The organism is Lysinibacillus sp. NPDC097868 (genome assembly GCF_044761135.1).
Taxonomy (GTDB): domain Bacteria; phylum Bacillota; class Bacilli; order Bacillales_A; family Planococcaceae; genus Lysinibacillus.
The window spans coordinates 948367-965277 of the sequence record NZ_JBIWBS010000001.1; the positions used below are offsets into that span (position 1 = coordinate 948367).

A 16911-nucleotide genomic window follows, 5' to 3' on the forward strand; every position below is an offset into this window, starting at 1 on the left:
ACAGAGCAAAAGGAGGGCTTCGGAATGACGACTAAATATTCATATAAGCTGAATGTTAATAATCGCTTCGCAGAAAAGAAGTATATGACATTTACACGTGTAGAGTTAATGGAGATGACCACATTTCAGCTTCGAAATATTTGTTATAAGGAAAAACTTGTGACAGGGCTTATTAATACACTAACGAGAGATGAGTTAATCGACAAGATTATAAGATATCGTGGGGCGGAAGAAAACCTGCTAATTAAAGAAAGCAAAGATGGGGGCTTTGAAAGAGTCGAAGCAGCTATGCAAAACTATTTAAAAACACCGATGTCAGACAACGGTGAGATAAAAATCCCTGCCAAAATGAGTTTATATAGCGGTATGAAAATGGATAAGCCAGATCAGTATTATGTTGAAACAGGAGGTTTTCTTGTTGAATCGAATGTACTGCTCGTAAATGATCAAATGGATCTTTGCGCCATCCTGAATGTCATTAAAGATGACCAGCGCCCTAACAAATATTATTTTGTTGCAGATGAAGCAATAGGGATTCAAAAGACAAAAAATAAAAACTACAGTTTTATTTTTTTAAGAAAGCAAGATTCAGAGTATATCTATAAAACTTACTACCAGGAGACCCCACTTCCGCCAACTAACCTTCACTACTATAAAGTACCAATACAAGATTTAGAGATTAAACAGCTAGAAACAACCAATGCTATTCTTGCTATTGACTTTGGCACGACGAATACAACCGCTGGTGTCTATTTAGAAAGTGATTATGTCTCCTCACCTTGTAGCCATGATTTATTAAATAACAGAATTCAGCTAAACAGCATCAATTTTGTGCAATTTCCAGACCCGCTACACCAACATGAATGGATTGAAGTTGTTCCGACGGTTATGACAGTGGCAGATTGTTCAAATCAAGACCAAGTGAGCTATTACTACGGCTATGAAGCATTAAAAATGATGAAAAAAAATAGCTATACGTCATTAGCAACGAAATTCCAAGGCATTAAACGGTGGGTAAGTAACTATACAAAATCAGAAGAGATAATGGATGCAAACGGCAATACAGTACTTGTACCACGAAGCCAAATTTTAAGAGAATTTATGCTTTATATTATTCGCATGGCAGAGCATCAATTTAAATGTCGCTTTGAGCATTTACATATATCCAGTCCTGTAAAGCTGAAAACACAATTTTTAGATATGTTCCAGGCGATTTTACCTGAATACACTATCGAAACAGAGCATGCACTCGATGAAGGGATGGCGGTTCTTTATAATACTATCGCCAATCAAATAGAGAATAATAGCTTTTTGGATGAAAAGGAATATAAAGCACTCGTCATTGACTGTGGTGGTGGCACAACAGATCTTTCCTCCTGTAAGTTCCGAATAGAGGACGGGCATATTTCATACAAAATCGATATTCATACAACCTATGAAAATGGTGATACCAATTTTGGTGGCAACAATATTACATATCGTATTTTCCAATTTATGAAGATTGTCTTTGCAAACTATTATAGCCGAGGGAAAAATGCTTATGACATTGATGCATTAATTGATATTCCAGGCAAGGATATTTATCGATATGTAGACGATCACGGTGTGGAAGCTGTTTACGAGCAATTTGAAAAAGCTTTTTCAGATGCCGAGTATATTATTCCGACGCGCTTTAAGGAATATGAAAATCGCACACGAGATGAATACCTACGTGTCCGCAATAATTATTATTTCTTATGGGAAATGGCAGAGGAAATGAAGAAAGAGTTTTTCCGCAAAACAGGTATTTTACGGAGCCGTTTTTATTCAGAAAACGATCTGCAACAGGACAGTGACTTGAATGTAACGGCAGTTGATCGATGGTGCCTATCATTAGTAGAAAACAATCAATTCAAAGATGTTTATGATTATCCGAACGTCTTTTTTAATATTAAGGAAATTAACCATCTGATTAAAGCTGATATTTATGATATTGTACGAGAGTTTTTGGAAGAGTTTTATGAGAACGGACTACTCAGCGAATATTCCATTATTAAGCTCACAGGCCAATCGTGTAAAATTGATGCTTTTCGCGAGGCTTTAAAGGAGTTTGTACCAGGACGAAGCATTGAATTTAGACAGAAGGCTGAAAATATTGGGAAAGTGCCAGAGTTAAAGCTAGCTTGCCTAAGAGGGGCACTTCGCTATTTAAATGCCAAGAAGATAGGCATGATTGAAACAACCGTGACGAATCATGCACCTGTCGTACCTTATGCAGTAAGTGCCTTTACCCATAATCGTCAGGAAAAATTACTTATTAGTAGCTTAGAAAGACTCAATCAAATTCACGGTACGATTTCCCGTCCATGGGGTGTAACGGAAGTTGAATTCTTCCTAACAGGTACCGACAATCAATCATCCTATAAATACAATTACGTTAATCGCCAGGAAGAGTATGTGCCTGTTCTTTATGACAATATAGCGACTAATTATCAACATAAAATTCCACAGGACGAGACAGATTCCATTATGAATGGGGAAGTGAAATTTTTTGTCTTCGCAGGAGAAGATCACTGGGGTTTCCATGTCGTCCCTGTTGCTAGACGTGAAGAACAACTGTATATCGGCAAAAAGGAATTCTTTGCCTTTGAAACCGATTTATCAGAGTTGGATTTCTTTGACGGCTTAAAGTAAAGAAAGTGCTCAAAAGTGAAAAACAAGAATAGAGGTGGATGACAGCTTGTTTGCCAATCAATATCCACATTTTCAAAAAGGTCGCATTTTAAAGCGAGAAATGCTGGAAAATTTACGAGATTACCCAAGAGAGTTTTTAGATATTTATTTCCAAGATTATTCAAATGGCATTATTGCTGGAGTCAATATCGTTGTAGCGGATACACTGCTAATCATTTCAAACGGCATTATGAAGCATAATGGCAGACTTTATATGCTAACGAATAGCTTTGAGCTTCCTTATGAAGCAACAGGAAATGAGACGATCTTAAAAGTACGATTTGCAGAAGAAGTAAATGACTTAGATTTTAGCAAACACAAATCACAGATTGTCTTAGACGATTCGCTTGAGCTTGCACATAATGAGCTAGAATTAGCGCGCTTTAAATTAAAGTTAGGTGCTAAACTGCGCTCACAGCATACCGATTTTTTCGACTTTGCCACTGAATTCAACACAGTGAATTATCTTCACTGCCAATATGCAGGCTTACAAAAAAGCACATACCACCCATTGATTTTGCAATATTTTGCACGTGAGCTGTTAAAAAATCGACCAACCAATACGTATGATATTGCCTTCGCCATGGAGTGCATCAATCAGGAGCGGGTGCAACGGGATACGATTGATTTCTATATTTGCAATCGTCTAGAGCTAGACGATCAAGCGCTAACGAATAGTCAAATTCATAAATACTTGAACCGTATATTATCTGAATCAAAGAATGGGGGTCGTTTAGTAGGACAGAGTCCAGGTCGACCGAAGCGTATGATAGTTGATTAACTAAAATTCAGTTGGAGGGTGAGTGGGATGAAATTTTTAGATGAAAAAATTATTGCACTTAGAAATGAAATGAGAGAGCAGGAGCAACATGAGGTAGCTCAGCAAGAAGCAGCATTAAAAAAGGAACAGGAGCCTGAGCAAGCCTCTGAGCAGGTGGAACAGGATTTACAAAAAGTAAATATCTATCAAGATTCCATAATAATTGATGATGAGAAGGTAGAGGTGATAGTCCAGTCATTATTGGATGGCAAAGTGTCGATACGTATGCCAAATCTTTTTTTCATAATGTCTACTGAAATTGCATCCCTAAAGTACCCATCAGAGCGAAGACCAAATCTTATTTATACAGATGAATCTTCCACGATTAATCTTGCCTTCAACTTGACTCCACATCGATTAAAGGAAGAGGGAGTTGCTGCTTTTCAAGAAAATATGATTGATATTCTTGAACAAGCTCAACCTTCAGCAGATTGGCTAGACACGGACGTCCTGACAATTGACGAAAAGACAGTTGCCTTTTTAGAGATTATAACACCTGCTATAGATGGCGATATTTTTAACTTAATGTTTTTTACCTCTATCGAAGGACTAGCACTTATTGGAACCTTCAATTGTATGGAGGATGATCTTGAAACTTGGCGTCCGATTGCGAGGGCTATGATGGAATCCTTGCAATTTGCTCCTATTAGAAGAAATGGAGGGGCATTGGTATGAGTGTTGCAGTGACAGCTTATCATAATGTACAAATTCAACCTTTTAATCTTATCAGTATTCAAGACCTAACCATTGTAAAGAAAATGAATGAACATGCTACATTACGTTTTACTGGTATTGTGCCTGAAGAATCTAGAGATACATATGTAGTGATGACCGAGGTACGAACTGCCATTGAGGTAAATCAGCTTAGTCAACTCGGTGTCCCTACACCACTTTTTAAAGGTGTTATTTTGGATGTTCAGGTACATTCAGTTCGTGGCATTTATTATATTGAGGTGGAGGCAGCCTCGAACACATATCAGCTAGACATTAAAAAGAAAAATTGCTCCTACCAGGATAAGGAAATGACCTACTCAGCTCTCTTTAAACTCTTTAATCCCTTCTATCCAGGTCTAGATATTATAGATGAAGCTACTAATGGAAGGGAATTGGCGAAATTCACTCTCCAATATTTAGAAACGGATTGGCAATTTTTAAAGAGGCTTGCTTCCCGCTTTAATACCGGCCTAGTTCCAGCCGTAAACTTCGATAAGCCAAAGTTTCATTTTGGTGTGCCTGCTGGAAGAGCTAAAGGTAAGCTAGAAGATTATCATTATACTACTCGAAAAAAACTAGCAGACTACCTTGTTTATACAGAGAATGGAAATGAAGGAATGGAAGAGCATGATTTCCTTTACTATGAGGTAGAAACCGATCAAGTACTAGAGATAGGGGATCATGTCACTTTTAATAATCAAACGCTTTATATTTATGAAGCTTATACAGCAATGAAAGATGGATTGCTGAAACATTGCTATACACTTTCAACGAAAAATGGCATGAATCAAAGTGAAATATTTAACAGTGCAATCTCGGGATTATCACTTGAAGGAAAAGTGTTAGAAGTCGCAAAAGATCATATTAAGGTACATTTAGCAATTGATGATAAGCAGGATAAAGGAAAGGCCCATTGGTTTCTTTATTCAACTGGCTATACAGCTGAGGGGTATAGTGGCTGGTATTGTATGCCTGAAATCAATGACTTTGTTCACATTTATTTTCCTTCACAGCGTGAGGAAGAGGGCATTGCCAACAGCTCAATAAGAAAAAACTTAGAGACAACAGCCACTAACAAGCTAGACGATCCATCGACCAAATATTATCGGACAGCCTTTGGCAAAGAAATAAAATTAAGTCCAACTGAAATACTTATCACCGCACAGGATGGTGATATTTATATTCGTTTAAATGAAGAGAGTGGTATAGAAATTTATAGTAAAAAAGAAATTAAGCTCATATCCGAAGCGGATATTACAGTGAATGCTAGCAAAAACATTCTTTTGTCTGCGGAGGAAGAAATTTCGTTGCAATGCAAAGAAAGTAAAATACTAATGAATGGTAGTGTGCAAATTTTTGGGAAAGAAGTAAAGGCAAATTAGAAGAATATAGGAAGGAGTATTTTATGCAGACAAAGGGAGTTTTACAGCATTTTTATGATACAGAAGTAGAAAAAAGACGGTTGAAATATCTCTTACTGCTTGAAGATTTTTTTCAAGATTCCAAAGATAAGCTTGCCGAGGAATTTAGAAAATCTTTTCAAAAAGTATGTCTTGAACTAGGACAGCAGCAATCATTACATCAAAAAGGGCCAATTGCACATATCACGTTTTCAATGCTTCGCACAGAGTTACTAGAAGGTCGTCATTATTACCTAGTAGAAGGAACTGACGATGAATGGTTTTTTGATCTTCGTCCACTTTTAAATACGTATGATGCGGGCTGGGCTCATTATTTTTTAGAGCAGTACATCCAAGAGTTAAGTTTATACAGTAAAACTTTCATGGGCGCCATTTCACAAGCAGATATTGAGCGTATAAAGCTTCAAGATGCCCATCATTTTCATCAATATGTCTTGAGCCTTGCTAGATATGCGCTTCCGGATATTATACGTTGTCCTGAATATATAGCGCTAGAGCGGGATATGGCTGTCGAAATACGTATAGGTGAGTTTATGGATATTAATGAAGTCGTGTACAGCGAGGACTTCACATCGAAGGATATTGAAGAAATAACAGCATGGCTAGAAGAAAAATTAGATGATGAATATCCATATGAGGTATTTAGCCGTTTAAATTTAGCGAACGGCAACTATAGTGGTATAGACATTCGTTATGCATTTTTCCAGAAAACGAATTTAACAAACTGCCAAATGCGTGATTGTCTACTGATTGGAGCCAATTTGCGAGATAGTCAACTTATAGGTACTGATTTAAGCTTTAGCTTAATCCATGAGGCAGATTTTAGCAATTGTCAATTACAGGGAGCTAATTTCCAGCAGGTTCAAGGAGCAAGTGGTCTTCTAAATCGTCAAAAGTGGGAAATACCAGGTTATTTACCAGTACGCTTTACAGATGCAAACTTAGAAGGAGTTAATTTTGAGCTAGCGAATTTACGAGGAGCCTGCTTTATTGGAGCAAATGTAAGGAATACACAATTCGCAGGAGCTAATTTAGAAAAGGCTATTTTTTCGATGGAGTCAAAAGAACATTTAACTCTAGATCCCTTTCAGACAGCAAGTGTTATTTGGAAGTAGACGTGGCGAAAAGGAGACTCAAAGATGAACTATTTTATTTTAGCTCAGGATGAGCGAATCTCAAATGCTGTTGAACCAGTTGGTATAGCTCAAGTGATAAAAAAAGAGTTATTAACATTAGATAGAATGGAAGAATTAGAGGAACTAGAACGCCAATTTCCAGTGCTAGAAAAGAACGATATGCTGTATATCGATTTTATAGAAAAACCAATAGCGCTCTTTTCGGATGCTCTAAAAAAGTTAGTGGAGAAATATGAGCCACGTACGCCATTTAAAGCTGTTGTACTCATGGATATGCCTAAATCAATGCAAACGTTATACTGGCTTGTGATTCCACCAAAAGTTCCTTGTCTTTCATCCCAGACTGAATTCCATCTGGATGGAACGTTGAAGAAGCTTGTTATAGATGAGGCAAAAGCTACTCCTTATACCTTCTTTCAAATAGAGGGCATGAAAGAGAATTATATCGTGGTCAATATTGAATTAGCAGAGAGTATTCTTCGAAGAGATTTGAGGGGAATACGATTACAAAAAATACAAACGGAAGGTAGATGGAACGACATACTTTCTGTAGGTAATTAGTTTAAATCTTTTTTAAGTAAATGTGTTTGTATGGGAGTCACATTTAGTAAAAATTGCAACACCTTACGCATAGAAAGGGAGGGTTTTCCAATGTCGGAAGAAATGCAGACAAAGGGCGGCGACCAACGGAGCTATGTTGTCGCTGGTGCCAAATTATCCTGCTCACAAGGCGATCAAACAAGTATTTTAAAAATGCCTGTTAGCCATGGCGTTTATACGAAAAATAAAGCTCAAATGAATACGATGGATTTTAAGCCCAATATCAATATTCAACCATTTGGTTTATGTCAAACATTAACTAACCCTATAGTTGCAGCAGCCACAGCCGCCAATAACGGAGTCTTAAAGCCAATGCCCTGTACACCTGTAATCACGATGCCTTGGATTAATGGGAAGGATGATCAATTAATCGAAAATCATCCAGCGTTAATTAGTCAATCTATTAATATGTGTATGTATTGTGGAACGATAAAAGTAGAAGATGATGGGCAAGAATAAGCCATTGTCCCCTGAGGAAAGAAGGGAATTCATGTGAACACGTACGAGGAAGTAATCGGATACGGTGAGCTTGAACTCGTATCCCCCTATGAAATCCAAACATTGCATAATCTCACGTTAACCCAAACGGTGAATGACCATGCAAGGTTATTAATAACAGGATTTATCCCTGCACAACAAAAAGATAGTTGTATGCAGCTTGCCAGTAGTACAGATCGAATTGAGCTCTATGAAAAGCGTAAAGGGCAACGACAGCAGGCACTTTTTAAAGGGCAGGTAACAGAACTGGCTATACGCATGGTAATGGGTGTATATCAAATTGAACTTGAAGCAGTTTCATTAACATTTTCCATGGATTGTAAAGAAAAATACCGCTCTTTTCAACATGATAAGATGACGTATCAGGTTATGTTAAAAAAGGTATTAGAGGGTTATTCAGGTGCAGATGCTATTGATACTGTGACGAATGCTACTCCAATCAAGCAATTTATATTACAATATAAGGAGACCGATTGGCAATTTTTACAGCGTATGGCTTCCCATTTCCGTACTGTGTTAGTCGCAGCAGTGGATGCTGATAACCCAAAATTTTGGTTCGGCTTACCGGAAGGTCGCATAGAAAAGTTGTCGGTGGCCAATTATACAATTTTAAAGGATCGCTCTAAGTTTTTACATATAAAGCATAATGACATCGAGTGGCCCATTGTGGAACAGAAAACAGTAGCTTACGTCATAGAATCTAGAAAAACGTTGAAACTTGGTGATTGCGTTCAGCTTCAAGGCAAGGAGCTTGTCATAGCGAAGTCCATCGCCCGCATGAAGCAAGGCATCCTTACTTATGAATATCATCTGCTGTTCGAAAAAGGCATACGTCAAGACAGACAAAGTATTCACCTATTGCCAGGTACAGCGATTGAAGGAACAGTATTAGATGTTAAAAAGGATCAAGTACGATTACACCTTAGTATTGATGAAACACAAAAAAAGGAAGAGGCAACGTGGTTTCCCCTAGCGACATCTTATTCTGCAGAGGGACATAGTGGTTTTTATAGTCCGCCAGAGGAAGGCGATTGTGTCCACCTTGCTTTCCCGACACATCGGGAGGAAGAAGCGGTTGTTCGGCATAGTGTACGTAAAGGTGGCGATAGCAACCCAAAAACGGCTAATCCGAAAACGTCTTACTGGGGGACGCCGAAAGGAAAGGAAATGAAGCTAGACCCTCAGTCCGTGACATTTACTGCCAAGGATGGGGCGGTTTTTCTTCAGCTCCATCAAGATAGTGGCATCACCGTGCAAAGCACTCCATCCCTGCTAGTCAAGGCGAATGATACAATCACCTTTTCGGGAAAGCGTATTTCCATGAGTGCAGCTGAATCGATGCGTCTCACATGCGGCTCAAGTAGTATTGTTTTTGATGGCAATACGGATATACAGGGACAGGTTGTCACAATGGAAGGATCCAGCAAAGCCCCTGTGTCAGTCGCTACACAGGTAGAGGAGGCAGACCTCGAATCAGCCCTAGATGTGATGGGCATGATTCCTGTTGGTGGGGGTGATGCCTAATGGGTCTATTAGGATTAGCGGGGAGTTTGCTGGGGATGATTCCAAAAGTAGGCTCCCCGAGCAGTAAGAAAAAAGGAAAGAGCGGAGGGTCAAAAGAAAAGAGTTCCAAAAAGTCCTCCAATAAGAAAGGCTCAACGAAGAAGAAACAACGAAAATCTGATAAAAAGAAGAAAAAGAAAAAAAAGAAGAAAAAGAAAAAGTGGGGTAAATTTTTTACCAAAGCACGCAAGCTGAAAAATAGTTTGTCTAAGAGTAAATTAGTCAAACGGGCAAAGAGTGCCATAAAAAAAGCTGTACTGACAACCAAAAAGGTTGTTCAGAAAACAAAGGCGGTTGTGTCGCAAGCCAAACAACAGATAAAGACCGCAGTCAAACAGACGAAGCAAGTAATAAAAGAAAAAGTACTGCCAACAGTAAAAAAAGCAGCACAAGCAACGACCAAAGTAGTAAAAAATGCTGTACAACCTAAAAATCTGTTAAATACGTTACAAGTTGGATTAGATGTAGTTGGGCTCATCCCGGGGGTTGGAGAAGTAGCAGACGGCCTGAATGGCATTATTTATGCTGCGAGGGGCGACAAGGTGAATGCTAGCCTCTCCTTTGCAGCTATGATTCCAGTGGCGGGCAATGCAGCAACAGCTGGAAAATGGATAAATAAAGGTGCTAATGCAACGAAGGATATAGCCGAAGGAGTTAAAAACGCTAATAAATCTGCGGGAACAGCAGGGAAAAATATACCATCGTCAAATCCAAAGCCATCGAATAGTTCCAAACCACCTGCAAAAGATAGTAAACCTGCTGAGGCGACTAAGGGTACGGGTAAAGATCCTAAAGGCTATTATCAAGATGCAAATGGAAAATGGCATCGTCCTGATGGAGGGTATGCAAGTAACAAAGAAATGGGTTTACCTGAACCAAAGGACATCTCTAGACGTTTGGAATATATGGGTAGTACACCTGGAAAAGGCTCCAAAACGGGTAAAGAAGTAATAAAGAGAATGGAAGATGAAATCCCACCCAAAATCCGTACAACACGTGATGGAGAAAAAGAATTTATGGCAAGTGATGATAAGTGGTATCCTATAGATCAGGCAGATATGGCTCATTTAACTGATGCGGTTTCATGGTGGAACAGTACAGGAAGATATTATGGAGCGAAGTCACCAGAAGTTAGAGAATGGATGTTAAATTCCAAAAATTATGTATTAGATCATTATAGTTTAAATAGATCCGCAGGGGCAAAGTTAAATGAAACTTACTTGCCACCAATAAATAATTATTAGGAGGAAATTTATATTGGAACTTAACGATCAAGTGTATGACCAAATCGTACAATTATGTAATGAGGGTAATACTTTTGTTAAAAGTGGACAAATTACTAATGCATTAGGTAGTTATTTAGCTGCTCTGGATTTGGTTCCATTACCGAAGAACAATTGGGAAACAAGTACATGGATTTATACTGCATTAGGAGATACTTATTTTTTAGAATGTGAGTATGAAAAGGCAAAAAGCAATTTATTTAATGCATTAAACTGTCCAGATGGTATTTCAAATCCATTTATTTTATTGAGACTTGGAGAGAGTTTATATGAATGCGGTGAGCTTGATAAAGCTAAGGAGTATCTGTTAAGAGCTTACATTTTAGATGGATATAAAATATTTTTTAATGAAGATGATAAATATTTTGAATTGATAAAAGATATGATTTAAGGAGGATTTATATGGCTATTTTACAATCACCTGAAAAAGAAGAATTTGAAAGTCTTTTGGAAAAAAGCAATGAACAATTTCATAATGGGCAATATAATGATTCAATTGTGTCATTAGAAAAGGCTTGGGATATAATACCTAATCCAAAAGGTATTTATTGTGAAGAGAGTTACCATTTAGTTAAAGATTTAATCGCGACTTGTTTTATGGTAAATGATTTAACAAAAGCAAAAGAGTGGGCAGAAAAAATATTTTTAACTGGATTTGCAAGAATAGATTCTGGTGATAAGGAATTTATAGCAGGAAAAGTTGCTTTTGAATTAGGTGATTTAGAAACCGCAAAAGATTTTTTTACCATTGCTAATAATAAATCAGAGGGTAGATGTTTTGGAAATCCGAAGAATACTAAGTATCTCAAATTTTTTAAAAGTTAAAGTGAAAAATGGTATAGGTTAAAACACTTGAATACTTATTAAATATTAAGGATATTAATATTATAAGAATATTTGATAACTAGAACCAGTTTATATTTACTGAATTAGGGAGCATTAGAAATTGAAGTGGTGAGCTTACAGAAGAGATAAGTTCACCTTTTTTTTATTTAAATAAACATTTGTTGGAGTAAAAAGTTATAAATTACGTTTTTATACTTGTCTTTTGATTATTTTTTACTACAGAATTTTGCTTGTTTTCAACTTGATTTCTACACATTTATTAGATATTCCGTACGTTGCATTTTTTAATTAGAGTGAAAATAATTATTTTAACGAGAAGAAGAACACTAGTTATGATATCTGAGAGATTTAAGATTAATACTAAAAGTTTATATAGTTTTTTAATGAGACATACTGAATCCCAAAATAAATGGTTTAAATTTTTTGTAGCTACAAGATTAGCTTTTCTATGAAAAAAGCCGCAAAAGCAACGACCAAAGCAATAAAAAATGCCGTACAACCTAAAAATCTGTTAAATACGCTCCAAGTAGGACTAGATCTCGCAGGGCTCATCCCGGTTGTTGGAGAAGTAGCGGATGGCTTGTATGGCATTATTTATGCGGCAAGGGGCGACAAATTGAACGCTAGCCTCTCCTTTGTAGCAATGATTCCAGTGGCGGGCAATGCAGCAACAGCTGGAAAGTGGATAAATAAAGGTGCTAATGCAACGAAGGATATAGCCGAAGGTGTTAAAAACGCTAATAAATCTGCGGGAACAGCAGGGAAAAATACACCATCGTCAAATCCAAAGCCATCGAATAGCTCCAACGCTGAACCTAAAAAAGTAAGTGTCGACGAATTTAATGCAGATAAAGCTACTAACAAACAAAAAGGTAATTTTGGTGAAATAATTTCAAGTGATAATTTATTAAACAACCAAAGTATAAAAGCCGCTGGATATGATTTAAAGCCAATAGGTAGAGGGGCACCAACAAGCATTAATGATAAAATAGTAAAAGGGATTGACGGATTATATGAAAATGCGAATAAGAATTCAAGTATCAAATATGTTATTGATGAGGCGAAGTTTGGTAGTTCCCAATTAGGCAAAACGAAAGATGGACCACAAATGTCAAACGATTGGTTGACAGGTGCGAAAACTGAAAAAAGTAGAATTTTGAAAGCTGTTGGTGGTGATCAAAAACTAGCAAATAAAATCACCAAAGCATTGGATGAAGATGAAGTTGAAAGAGTATTATCAAAAGTCGATAATAGTGGAAATGTAATAACATATAGGTTAAATGCTAAGGGTGAAATAATTGGAGAATGGCCTTGATTTAGAGGCAAGGAGGAAATAAAAATAATGAGGGATCATCTATGTATAGAAGAAAAATGTAGAGAAGGAATTGAATATCATAAAGAATTTATAGCTGAAAATAGGGAGGATATCAGAAATTTAGAGGAGGATACCAAAAATGGTATTCAAAGAAAATCCAAAGACAATAAAAGTCGTATAGAAGCGAGTTATTTAAGGACTTTTAAATATGAGATGGAAGATATTAGGGCGAAATATTCTTTAGGAGAAGATATTAGTGCAATAGAAGAAGACTTTCATAATGCAATTTATGATTTAGAGCATACAGGGACTAGGGAAGTTGGATATTTAAGTATTCTTTGGACGATTTCTTTAGGAATCCTATTAGAAACGGATAAAAAGAATATAGAAAGATTAAGTAAGGTGGTTGAGAAAAAAGAAATAAGCGATTCAGTGATTGATTTTTTATTATATGCTAGTAATATCGGACATACTAGAATCACTAATGATTATTATAAAGAAAATCCATATTCAAAAACAAAAGAAATTATAGAACTTGCGCAAACCGATAAGAAAGAAGCATCTAAAAGATTACAAACGTATATGGAGAAAGAATGGTTTAAAGGTCATTATGATTACGAATGGAAAAATGCACATAAAGAGCCTGGATATGTAGGGTTTTGGAGCTTTGAATCCGCAGCACTAGCGAAGATACTAGAACTTGATGATACAAGCCTAATAAATAATAATCACTATCCATATTACTTGGCACATTACAAGAATTCAATGAAATTCAAGCAGATTTTTCTCAGTGACTACGACAATGAACAAGAGATTGAGGAACTTGAAATAATAGAAGGAATTGAAAATAATCCTTTATTGGAAAAGGTTATTCCACCAATATGGCACTCATTTGTCAATGAATTGATACATGATTATGAGGTTATGGATGATAGTAGTTTCTATGAAAAATACAAACAAACGATAGGGTTAGACCAAATTTGGTTCTTAATTCAAGATTATAAAGAAGAGAATGAGCAAAAAAATCTCTTGGGAAGTTTAATTGTTTTTGCAATGGTCGTAAAAGGATATATATTGCAATTGGATTATAAAGAAGATTTAGATGATTACTTTTCGAGTATGAAAAATGAGTGGAACACAAAAACAAAGTTAGTTCAATTTATATTAAATAATGATCAGAATTATTTCGCATTGATACCAGTAAATGAAAATGTTAAAGAAATGTATGAAGTTACTGTTAAAGATGTAAAGTAAATTTATTGATTAGAAATCAGTGAAAATCTATTTTAGTGACTTTAACAATAATTTTGACTCAATCGAGTATTGTTAAGGATCTGAAGATAAAAGTGTGTTAAGTAAGTTAATTTGAGTGAATGATAAAATGGTGGTAGTTGGATAATCCAACTACCACCATTTTTAGTGAGTCTTAGTTCTGTAATTTAAGGGTACGGGTAAACCTCAAAAACCACAAAAACATCAAGCTGAGAAGAAAAGTAACCCACAAATAGGAAGTGGACCTTATTCACATCTTATAGATTCCAAACATGTAGGTTCTGGGAAGAATTTTACTGCAGCTCAAAAGAAAAAGATAATTGATGAAAATATGAAACAAAACGGAGGGGTGGTTAAATCTGATCAAACAGGTCAAATTTTAACTAAACCTCAAAAAAGTAAAAAAAGGTGTACACCTGATCCGAATGAATGGCAAATCGATCATGTTATACCTAGAGATAAAGGTGGCACTAACAGTTACAGTAATGCACAAGTATTATCTTGAAAAGAAAATAGAGAAAAATCAAATAAGTTACCCTCGGAACTTGATAAGTCAAGTACGATAACATCACCAACTAAAACAAAAAGGAGAAAAAAATGAAGCCTATAATACTAAATAGTCAATTAAATAAAAATAATTTATGGAGTGGTTGTATACTTGCATCGGTAGCACATGCAATAATGGTTGCTCATTATCCTGAATTATCATATGAACATTCATGGGATGGTGATAACTATAGTGTTGTCGATGATTCGGGAGGAAGAGGAACTATTACTTTCAAAGATAATTATTTTGTTGGGGCATTTCGAAATGAAAATTTTCCCCGAATTGATATCCCTACAGCTATAGATTTTTTTACAGGTGCACCAAAAGATATCATTGAGTTGGCTAAGAATGAAACTTTAGAATATCTTCTTGAAGAGGATGAAGAAGGCACAATTTCACCATTTATCACGACTGGAATTTGGGGTGATAATGATACTATCACTTCAAATGATAATATCATTAAAATAGTTCAATGTGGAGGATATTTATTAGAAAAGCAGTTTATGGATAGTGACGCTGCAATTGGAGCTTGGCGAGATTATTATGAGATGACTTCCGAACAATTAGAATTGTTAAAGTCCATATATAATAGAAAAATAAATAATTCTCATGGAACCATCACTTTGACAAAAAATGAGATTAAATTAATTGGAACTGAAAGTTCTGAAGGCTTGAGTGAAAGTATGGTTTCGTTTGAAGAGATTGGGGTAAATTGGGATAAGTAGACCACTACTATGGTTACCCAATGTTGAGTAGCTATTTAACCTTGATTGGCTATATGCCTTTCAAGGTTATTTACTTATACGAAAAAGTGATGGGACGTATATTTCATTAATGATGGTCAGCTATGACACATGAAAATGCTTACTGTTAGAAAAGATACTAAAATGATATTTTAGAGCGTAAAAGGTAGTTGGATAAAGTGAGAACAAGGATGTGTTTTCAGAATAGAGAACTCACTCATGAAGGCTGTATCATTAGGATTATAAGTAAGAATAGTGATTATCTAGGAACACCCGTCGAAGACTATGATGAACAAGGTCATAAGGTTTGGTCGGCTGAGCTTGATGTGTATGAACGAGTGAACGAGTTCACTGGTGAAAAAGATTTCATTCCATTTAGATATCAAGGGCAGTATGAAGATATTGAAATAGGCTTGTATTATAACCGATTCCGATACTACGACCCAGAGCAAGGGAATTATACGCAGGTTGACCCGATTGGGCTGGCTGGTGGGAATCCTACGCTTTTCATCCAGAAAAGGATGATATTATGCTTTCTATTATTATTCATAAGGATTTTGATACTTTATTGGAAAAAAATATTTATCCTTCAATTGAAGTGAGGGTTATAGAGCATACATACTCAGAAATGGGAAGCAATCCTGATAAAAGCATTTTAGATTTAGGTATGAACTCGATCAGCGATTATTCTGAAAATCAAGGGAATAATTTTTTGTTTATTAAAGTTCTTGGAGAACCACGTCTTATTCAACCTAAAAGTTATTATTATAACGGGTTGGAAAATAATAATTATTCCTTTTTTCTGCAAATAGAAGAGGAAGGCTATAGTGATAATATGGATTATGTGTTTATGTACGGTTCATTATATTTATATAAACATAATGAAACAGGAGAGATCATTGCTGGTTTCTGGCAATGCTCTTAAACAACCTAACTAATATGAAAACGAAGAAATTTAACAACCTACTTTGACAAAAAAAACTTAAAATTTTAAAATTTTAATATAGGAGGTTGTTACAAATGAAGAAAAAAATAAAATTTATTATGGCTTTCTTTTTAATAGCAATGGTCTCACTATATATTTTTAATGAATACAAAACAAAAAATCTTGTACAAGATTTTTTCGATACAGATTCTTTAGCAGAAGAAACCCATGATATTAGTATCATAGATACAGAGCGCAACGTTAAAACTATCAAAAAAGATAGTACTGTATTTCCAACTTTCATAAATTCACTTGAAAAACTAGAAATCAAACGAACTAGCTCTAATTTTACTTACGAAGGATACTCTATGATTATTTATCACAACAACGATTTGCATGTTATTTATCTCAGTGAAAACGGACTATTAACTTTTAATCACAAAACTTATGAAATACAAAATAAACAGGTATTTGATAAATTCTTTGAAATAGTGAAAAGCACCCACTAAAGGGTGC

18 protein-coding genes are annotated in these 16911 nt (G+C 35.9%); all 18 read left to right on the plus strand.

The features are described 5' to 3' along the window. Positions 1 to 24: 24 nt before the first annotated feature. The 18 genes from ACIQXJ_RS04490 to ACIQXJ_RS04575 all read left to right on the plus strand — a co-directional run bounded on the left by ACIQXJ_RS04490 (position 25) and on the right by ACIQXJ_RS04575 (position 16904). Positions 25 to 2673 carry a molecular chaperone gene (locus ACIQXJ_RS04490; protein WP_403050123.1) on the plus strand — a complete coding sequence of 883 codons (2649 nt, stop codon included), beginning with the start codon at positions 25 to 27 and terminating at the stop codon, positions 2671 to 2673. A gap of 46 nt (positions 2674 to 2719) precedes the next feature. Beyond that, complete coding sequence (locus ACIQXJ_RS04495) at positions 2720 to 3493, plus strand: DNA and RNA helicase (protein ID WP_403050126.1); 774 nt, start codon at positions 2720 to 2722, stop codon at positions 3491 to 3493. 27 nt (positions 3494 to 3520) lie between these two features. Next, positions 3521 to 4207 (plus strand): hypothetical protein, encoded by a 687-nt coding sequence (locus ACIQXJ_RS04500; protein ID WP_403050129.1) that lies wholly within the window; start codon positions 3521 to 3523, stop codon positions 4205 to 4207. Next, a complete protein-coding gene (locus tag ACIQXJ_RS04505) occupies positions 4204 to 5628 on the plus strand; it encodes a hypothetical protein (protein ID WP_403050132.1) in 1425 nt (474 codons plus the stop codon). The genes ACIQXJ_RS04500 and ACIQXJ_RS04505 overlap by 4 nt, the downstream gene beginning before the upstream one ends. 23 nt (positions 5629 to 5651) lie before the next feature. Continuing rightward, on the plus strand, positions 5652 to 6782 hold the full coding sequence (locus ACIQXJ_RS04510) for a pentapeptide repeat-containing protein (RefSeq protein WP_403050135.1): 1131 nt from the start codon (positions 5652 to 5654) through the stop codon (positions 6780 to 6782). Positions 6783 to 6806: 24 nt separating this feature from the next. Continuing rightward, a complete protein-coding gene (locus ACIQXJ_RS04515) occupies positions 6807 to 7364 on the plus strand; it encodes a serine protease (protein ID WP_403050138.1) in 558 nt (185 codons plus the stop codon). Positions 7365 to 7454: 90 nt separating this feature from the next. After that, positions 7455 to 7862 (plus strand): DUF4280 domain-containing protein, encoded by a 408-nt coding sequence (locus ACIQXJ_RS04520; protein ID WP_403050141.1) that lies wholly within the window; start codon positions 7455 to 7457, stop codon positions 7860 to 7862. Positions 7863 to 7895: 33 nt separating this feature from the next. Continuing rightward, complete coding sequence (locus tag ACIQXJ_RS04525) at positions 7896 to 9425, plus strand: contractile injection system protein, VgrG/Pvc8 family (protein ID WP_403050144.1); 1530 nt, start codon at positions 7896 to 7898, stop codon at positions 9423 to 9425. Then, positions 9425 to 10708 (plus strand): hypothetical protein, encoded by a 1284-nt coding sequence (locus ACIQXJ_RS04530; protein ID WP_403050146.1) that lies wholly within the window; start codon positions 9425 to 9427, stop codon positions 10706 to 10708. The genes ACIQXJ_RS04525 and ACIQXJ_RS04530 overlap by 1 nt, the downstream gene beginning before the upstream one ends. Before the next feature lie 13 nt (positions 10709 to 10721). After that, positions 10722 to 11138, plus strand: a complete 417-nt coding sequence (locus ACIQXJ_RS04535; RefSeq protein ID WP_403050149.1) for a hypothetical protein — start codon at positions 10722 to 10724, stop codon at positions 11136 to 11138. Between the two features lie 11 nt (positions 11139 to 11149). Then, positions 11150 to 11572, plus strand: a complete 423-nt coding sequence (locus ACIQXJ_RS04540; protein WP_403050152.1) for a tetratricopeptide repeat protein — start codon at positions 11150 to 11152, stop codon at positions 11570 to 11572. Between the two features lie 469 nt (positions 11573 to 12041). Then, positions 12042 to 12908 carry a hypothetical protein gene (locus ACIQXJ_RS04545; protein WP_403050155.1) on the plus strand — a complete coding sequence of 289 codons (867 nt, stop codon included), beginning with the start codon at positions 12042 to 12044 and terminating at the stop codon, positions 12906 to 12908. Between the two features lie 27 nt (positions 12909 to 12935). Continuing rightward, complete coding sequence (locus ACIQXJ_RS04550) at positions 12936 to 14162, plus strand: PoNi-like cognate immunity protein (RefSeq protein ID WP_403050158.1); 1227 nt, start codon at positions 12936 to 12938, stop codon at positions 14160 to 14162. A gap of 367 nt (positions 14163 to 14529) precedes the next feature. Next, positions 14530 to 14685: an HNH endonuclease gene (locus tag ACIQXJ_RS04555; RefSeq protein WP_403050161.1), complete on the plus strand. Its 156-nt coding sequence runs from the start codon at positions 14530 to 14532 to the stop codon at positions 14683 to 14685. A gap of 92 nt (positions 14686 to 14777) precedes the next feature. Further along, the gene (locus ACIQXJ_RS04560; protein WP_403050164.1) at positions 14778 to 15452 is read left to right on the plus strand and encodes a hypothetical protein; all 675 of its coding nucleotides are present in this window, start codon (positions 14778 to 14780) and stop codon (positions 15450 to 15452) included. 209 nt (positions 15453 to 15661) lie between these two features. Beyond that, positions 15662 to 16072 carry an RHS repeat domain-containing protein gene (locus ACIQXJ_RS04565; RefSeq protein WP_403054831.1) on the plus strand — a complete coding sequence of 137 codons (411 nt, stop codon included), beginning with the start codon at positions 15662 to 15664 and terminating at the stop codon, positions 16070 to 16072. Continuing rightward, positions 16000 to 16395: a hypothetical protein gene (locus ACIQXJ_RS04570; protein WP_403054917.1), complete on the plus strand. Its 396-nt coding sequence runs from the start codon at positions 16000 to 16002 to the stop codon at positions 16393 to 16395. The genes ACIQXJ_RS04565 and ACIQXJ_RS04570 overlap by 73 nt, the downstream gene beginning before the upstream one ends. Positions 16396 to 16490: 95 nt before the next feature. Further along, entirely contained in the window at positions 16491 to 16904 is a 414-nt protein-coding gene (locus ACIQXJ_RS04575) for a hypothetical protein (RefSeq protein ID WP_403050166.1), read from the plus strand. Positions 16905 to 16911: the final 7 nt, after the last annotated feature.

What these genes read in the sequence shown, in the direction of transcription:
- ACIQXJ_RS04490 (WP_403050123.1), top strand. Translation starts at nt 25, where the DNA reads ATGACGACTAAATATTCATATAAGCTGAATGTTAATAATCGCTTCGCA.
- ACIQXJ_RS04500 (WP_403050129.1), top strand. Translation starts at nt 3,521, where the DNA reads ATGAAATTTTTAGATGAAAAAATTATTGCACTTAGAAATGAAATGAGA.
- ACIQXJ_RS04505 (WP_403050132.1), top strand. Translation starts at nt 4,204, where the DNA reads ATGAGTGTTGCAGTGACAGCTTATCATAATGTACAAATTCAACCTTTT.
- ACIQXJ_RS04510 (WP_403050135.1), top strand. Translation starts at nt 5,652, where the DNA reads ATGCAGACAAAGGGAGTTTTACAGCATTTTTATGATACAGAAGTAGAA.
- ACIQXJ_RS04515 (WP_403050138.1), top strand. Translation starts at nt 6,807, where the DNA reads ATGAACTATTTTATTTTAGCTCAGGATGAGCGAATCTCAAATGCTGTT.
- ACIQXJ_RS04520 (WP_403050141.1), top strand. Translation starts at nt 7,455, where the DNA reads ATGTCGGAAGAAATGCAGACAAAGGGCGGCGACCAACGGAGCTATGTT.
- ACIQXJ_RS04530 (WP_403050146.1), top strand. Translation starts at nt 9,425, where the DNA reads ATGGGTCTATTAGGATTAGCGGGGAGTTTGCTGGGGATGATTCCAAAA.
- ACIQXJ_RS04540 (WP_403050152.1), top strand. Translation starts at nt 11,150, where the DNA reads ATGGCTATTTTACAATCACCTGAAAAAGAAGAATTTGAAAGTCTTTTG.
- ACIQXJ_RS04545 (WP_403050155.1), top strand. Translation starts at nt 12,042, where the DNA reads ATGAAAAAAGCCGCAAAAGCAACGACCAAAGCAATAAAAAATGCCGTA.
- ACIQXJ_RS04550 (WP_403050158.1), top strand. Translation starts at nt 12,936, where the DNA reads ATGAGGGATCATCTATGTATAGAAGAAAAATGTAGAGAAGGAATTGAA.
- ACIQXJ_RS04560 (WP_403050164.1), top strand. Translation starts at nt 14,778, where the DNA reads ATGAAGCCTATAATACTAAATAGTCAATTAAATAAAAATAATTTATGG.
- ACIQXJ_RS04565 (WP_403054831.1), top strand. Translation starts at nt 15,662, where the DNA reads ATGTGTTTTCAGAATAGAGAACTCACTCATGAAGGCTGTATCATTAGG.
- ACIQXJ_RS04570 (WP_403054917.1), top strand. Translation starts at nt 16,000, where the DNA reads ATGCTTTCTATTATTATTCATAAGGATTTTGATACTTTATTGGAAAAA.
- ACIQXJ_RS04575 (WP_403050166.1), top strand. Translation starts at nt 16,491, where the DNA reads ATGAAGAAAAAAATAAAATTTATTATGGCTTTCTTTTTAATAGCAATG.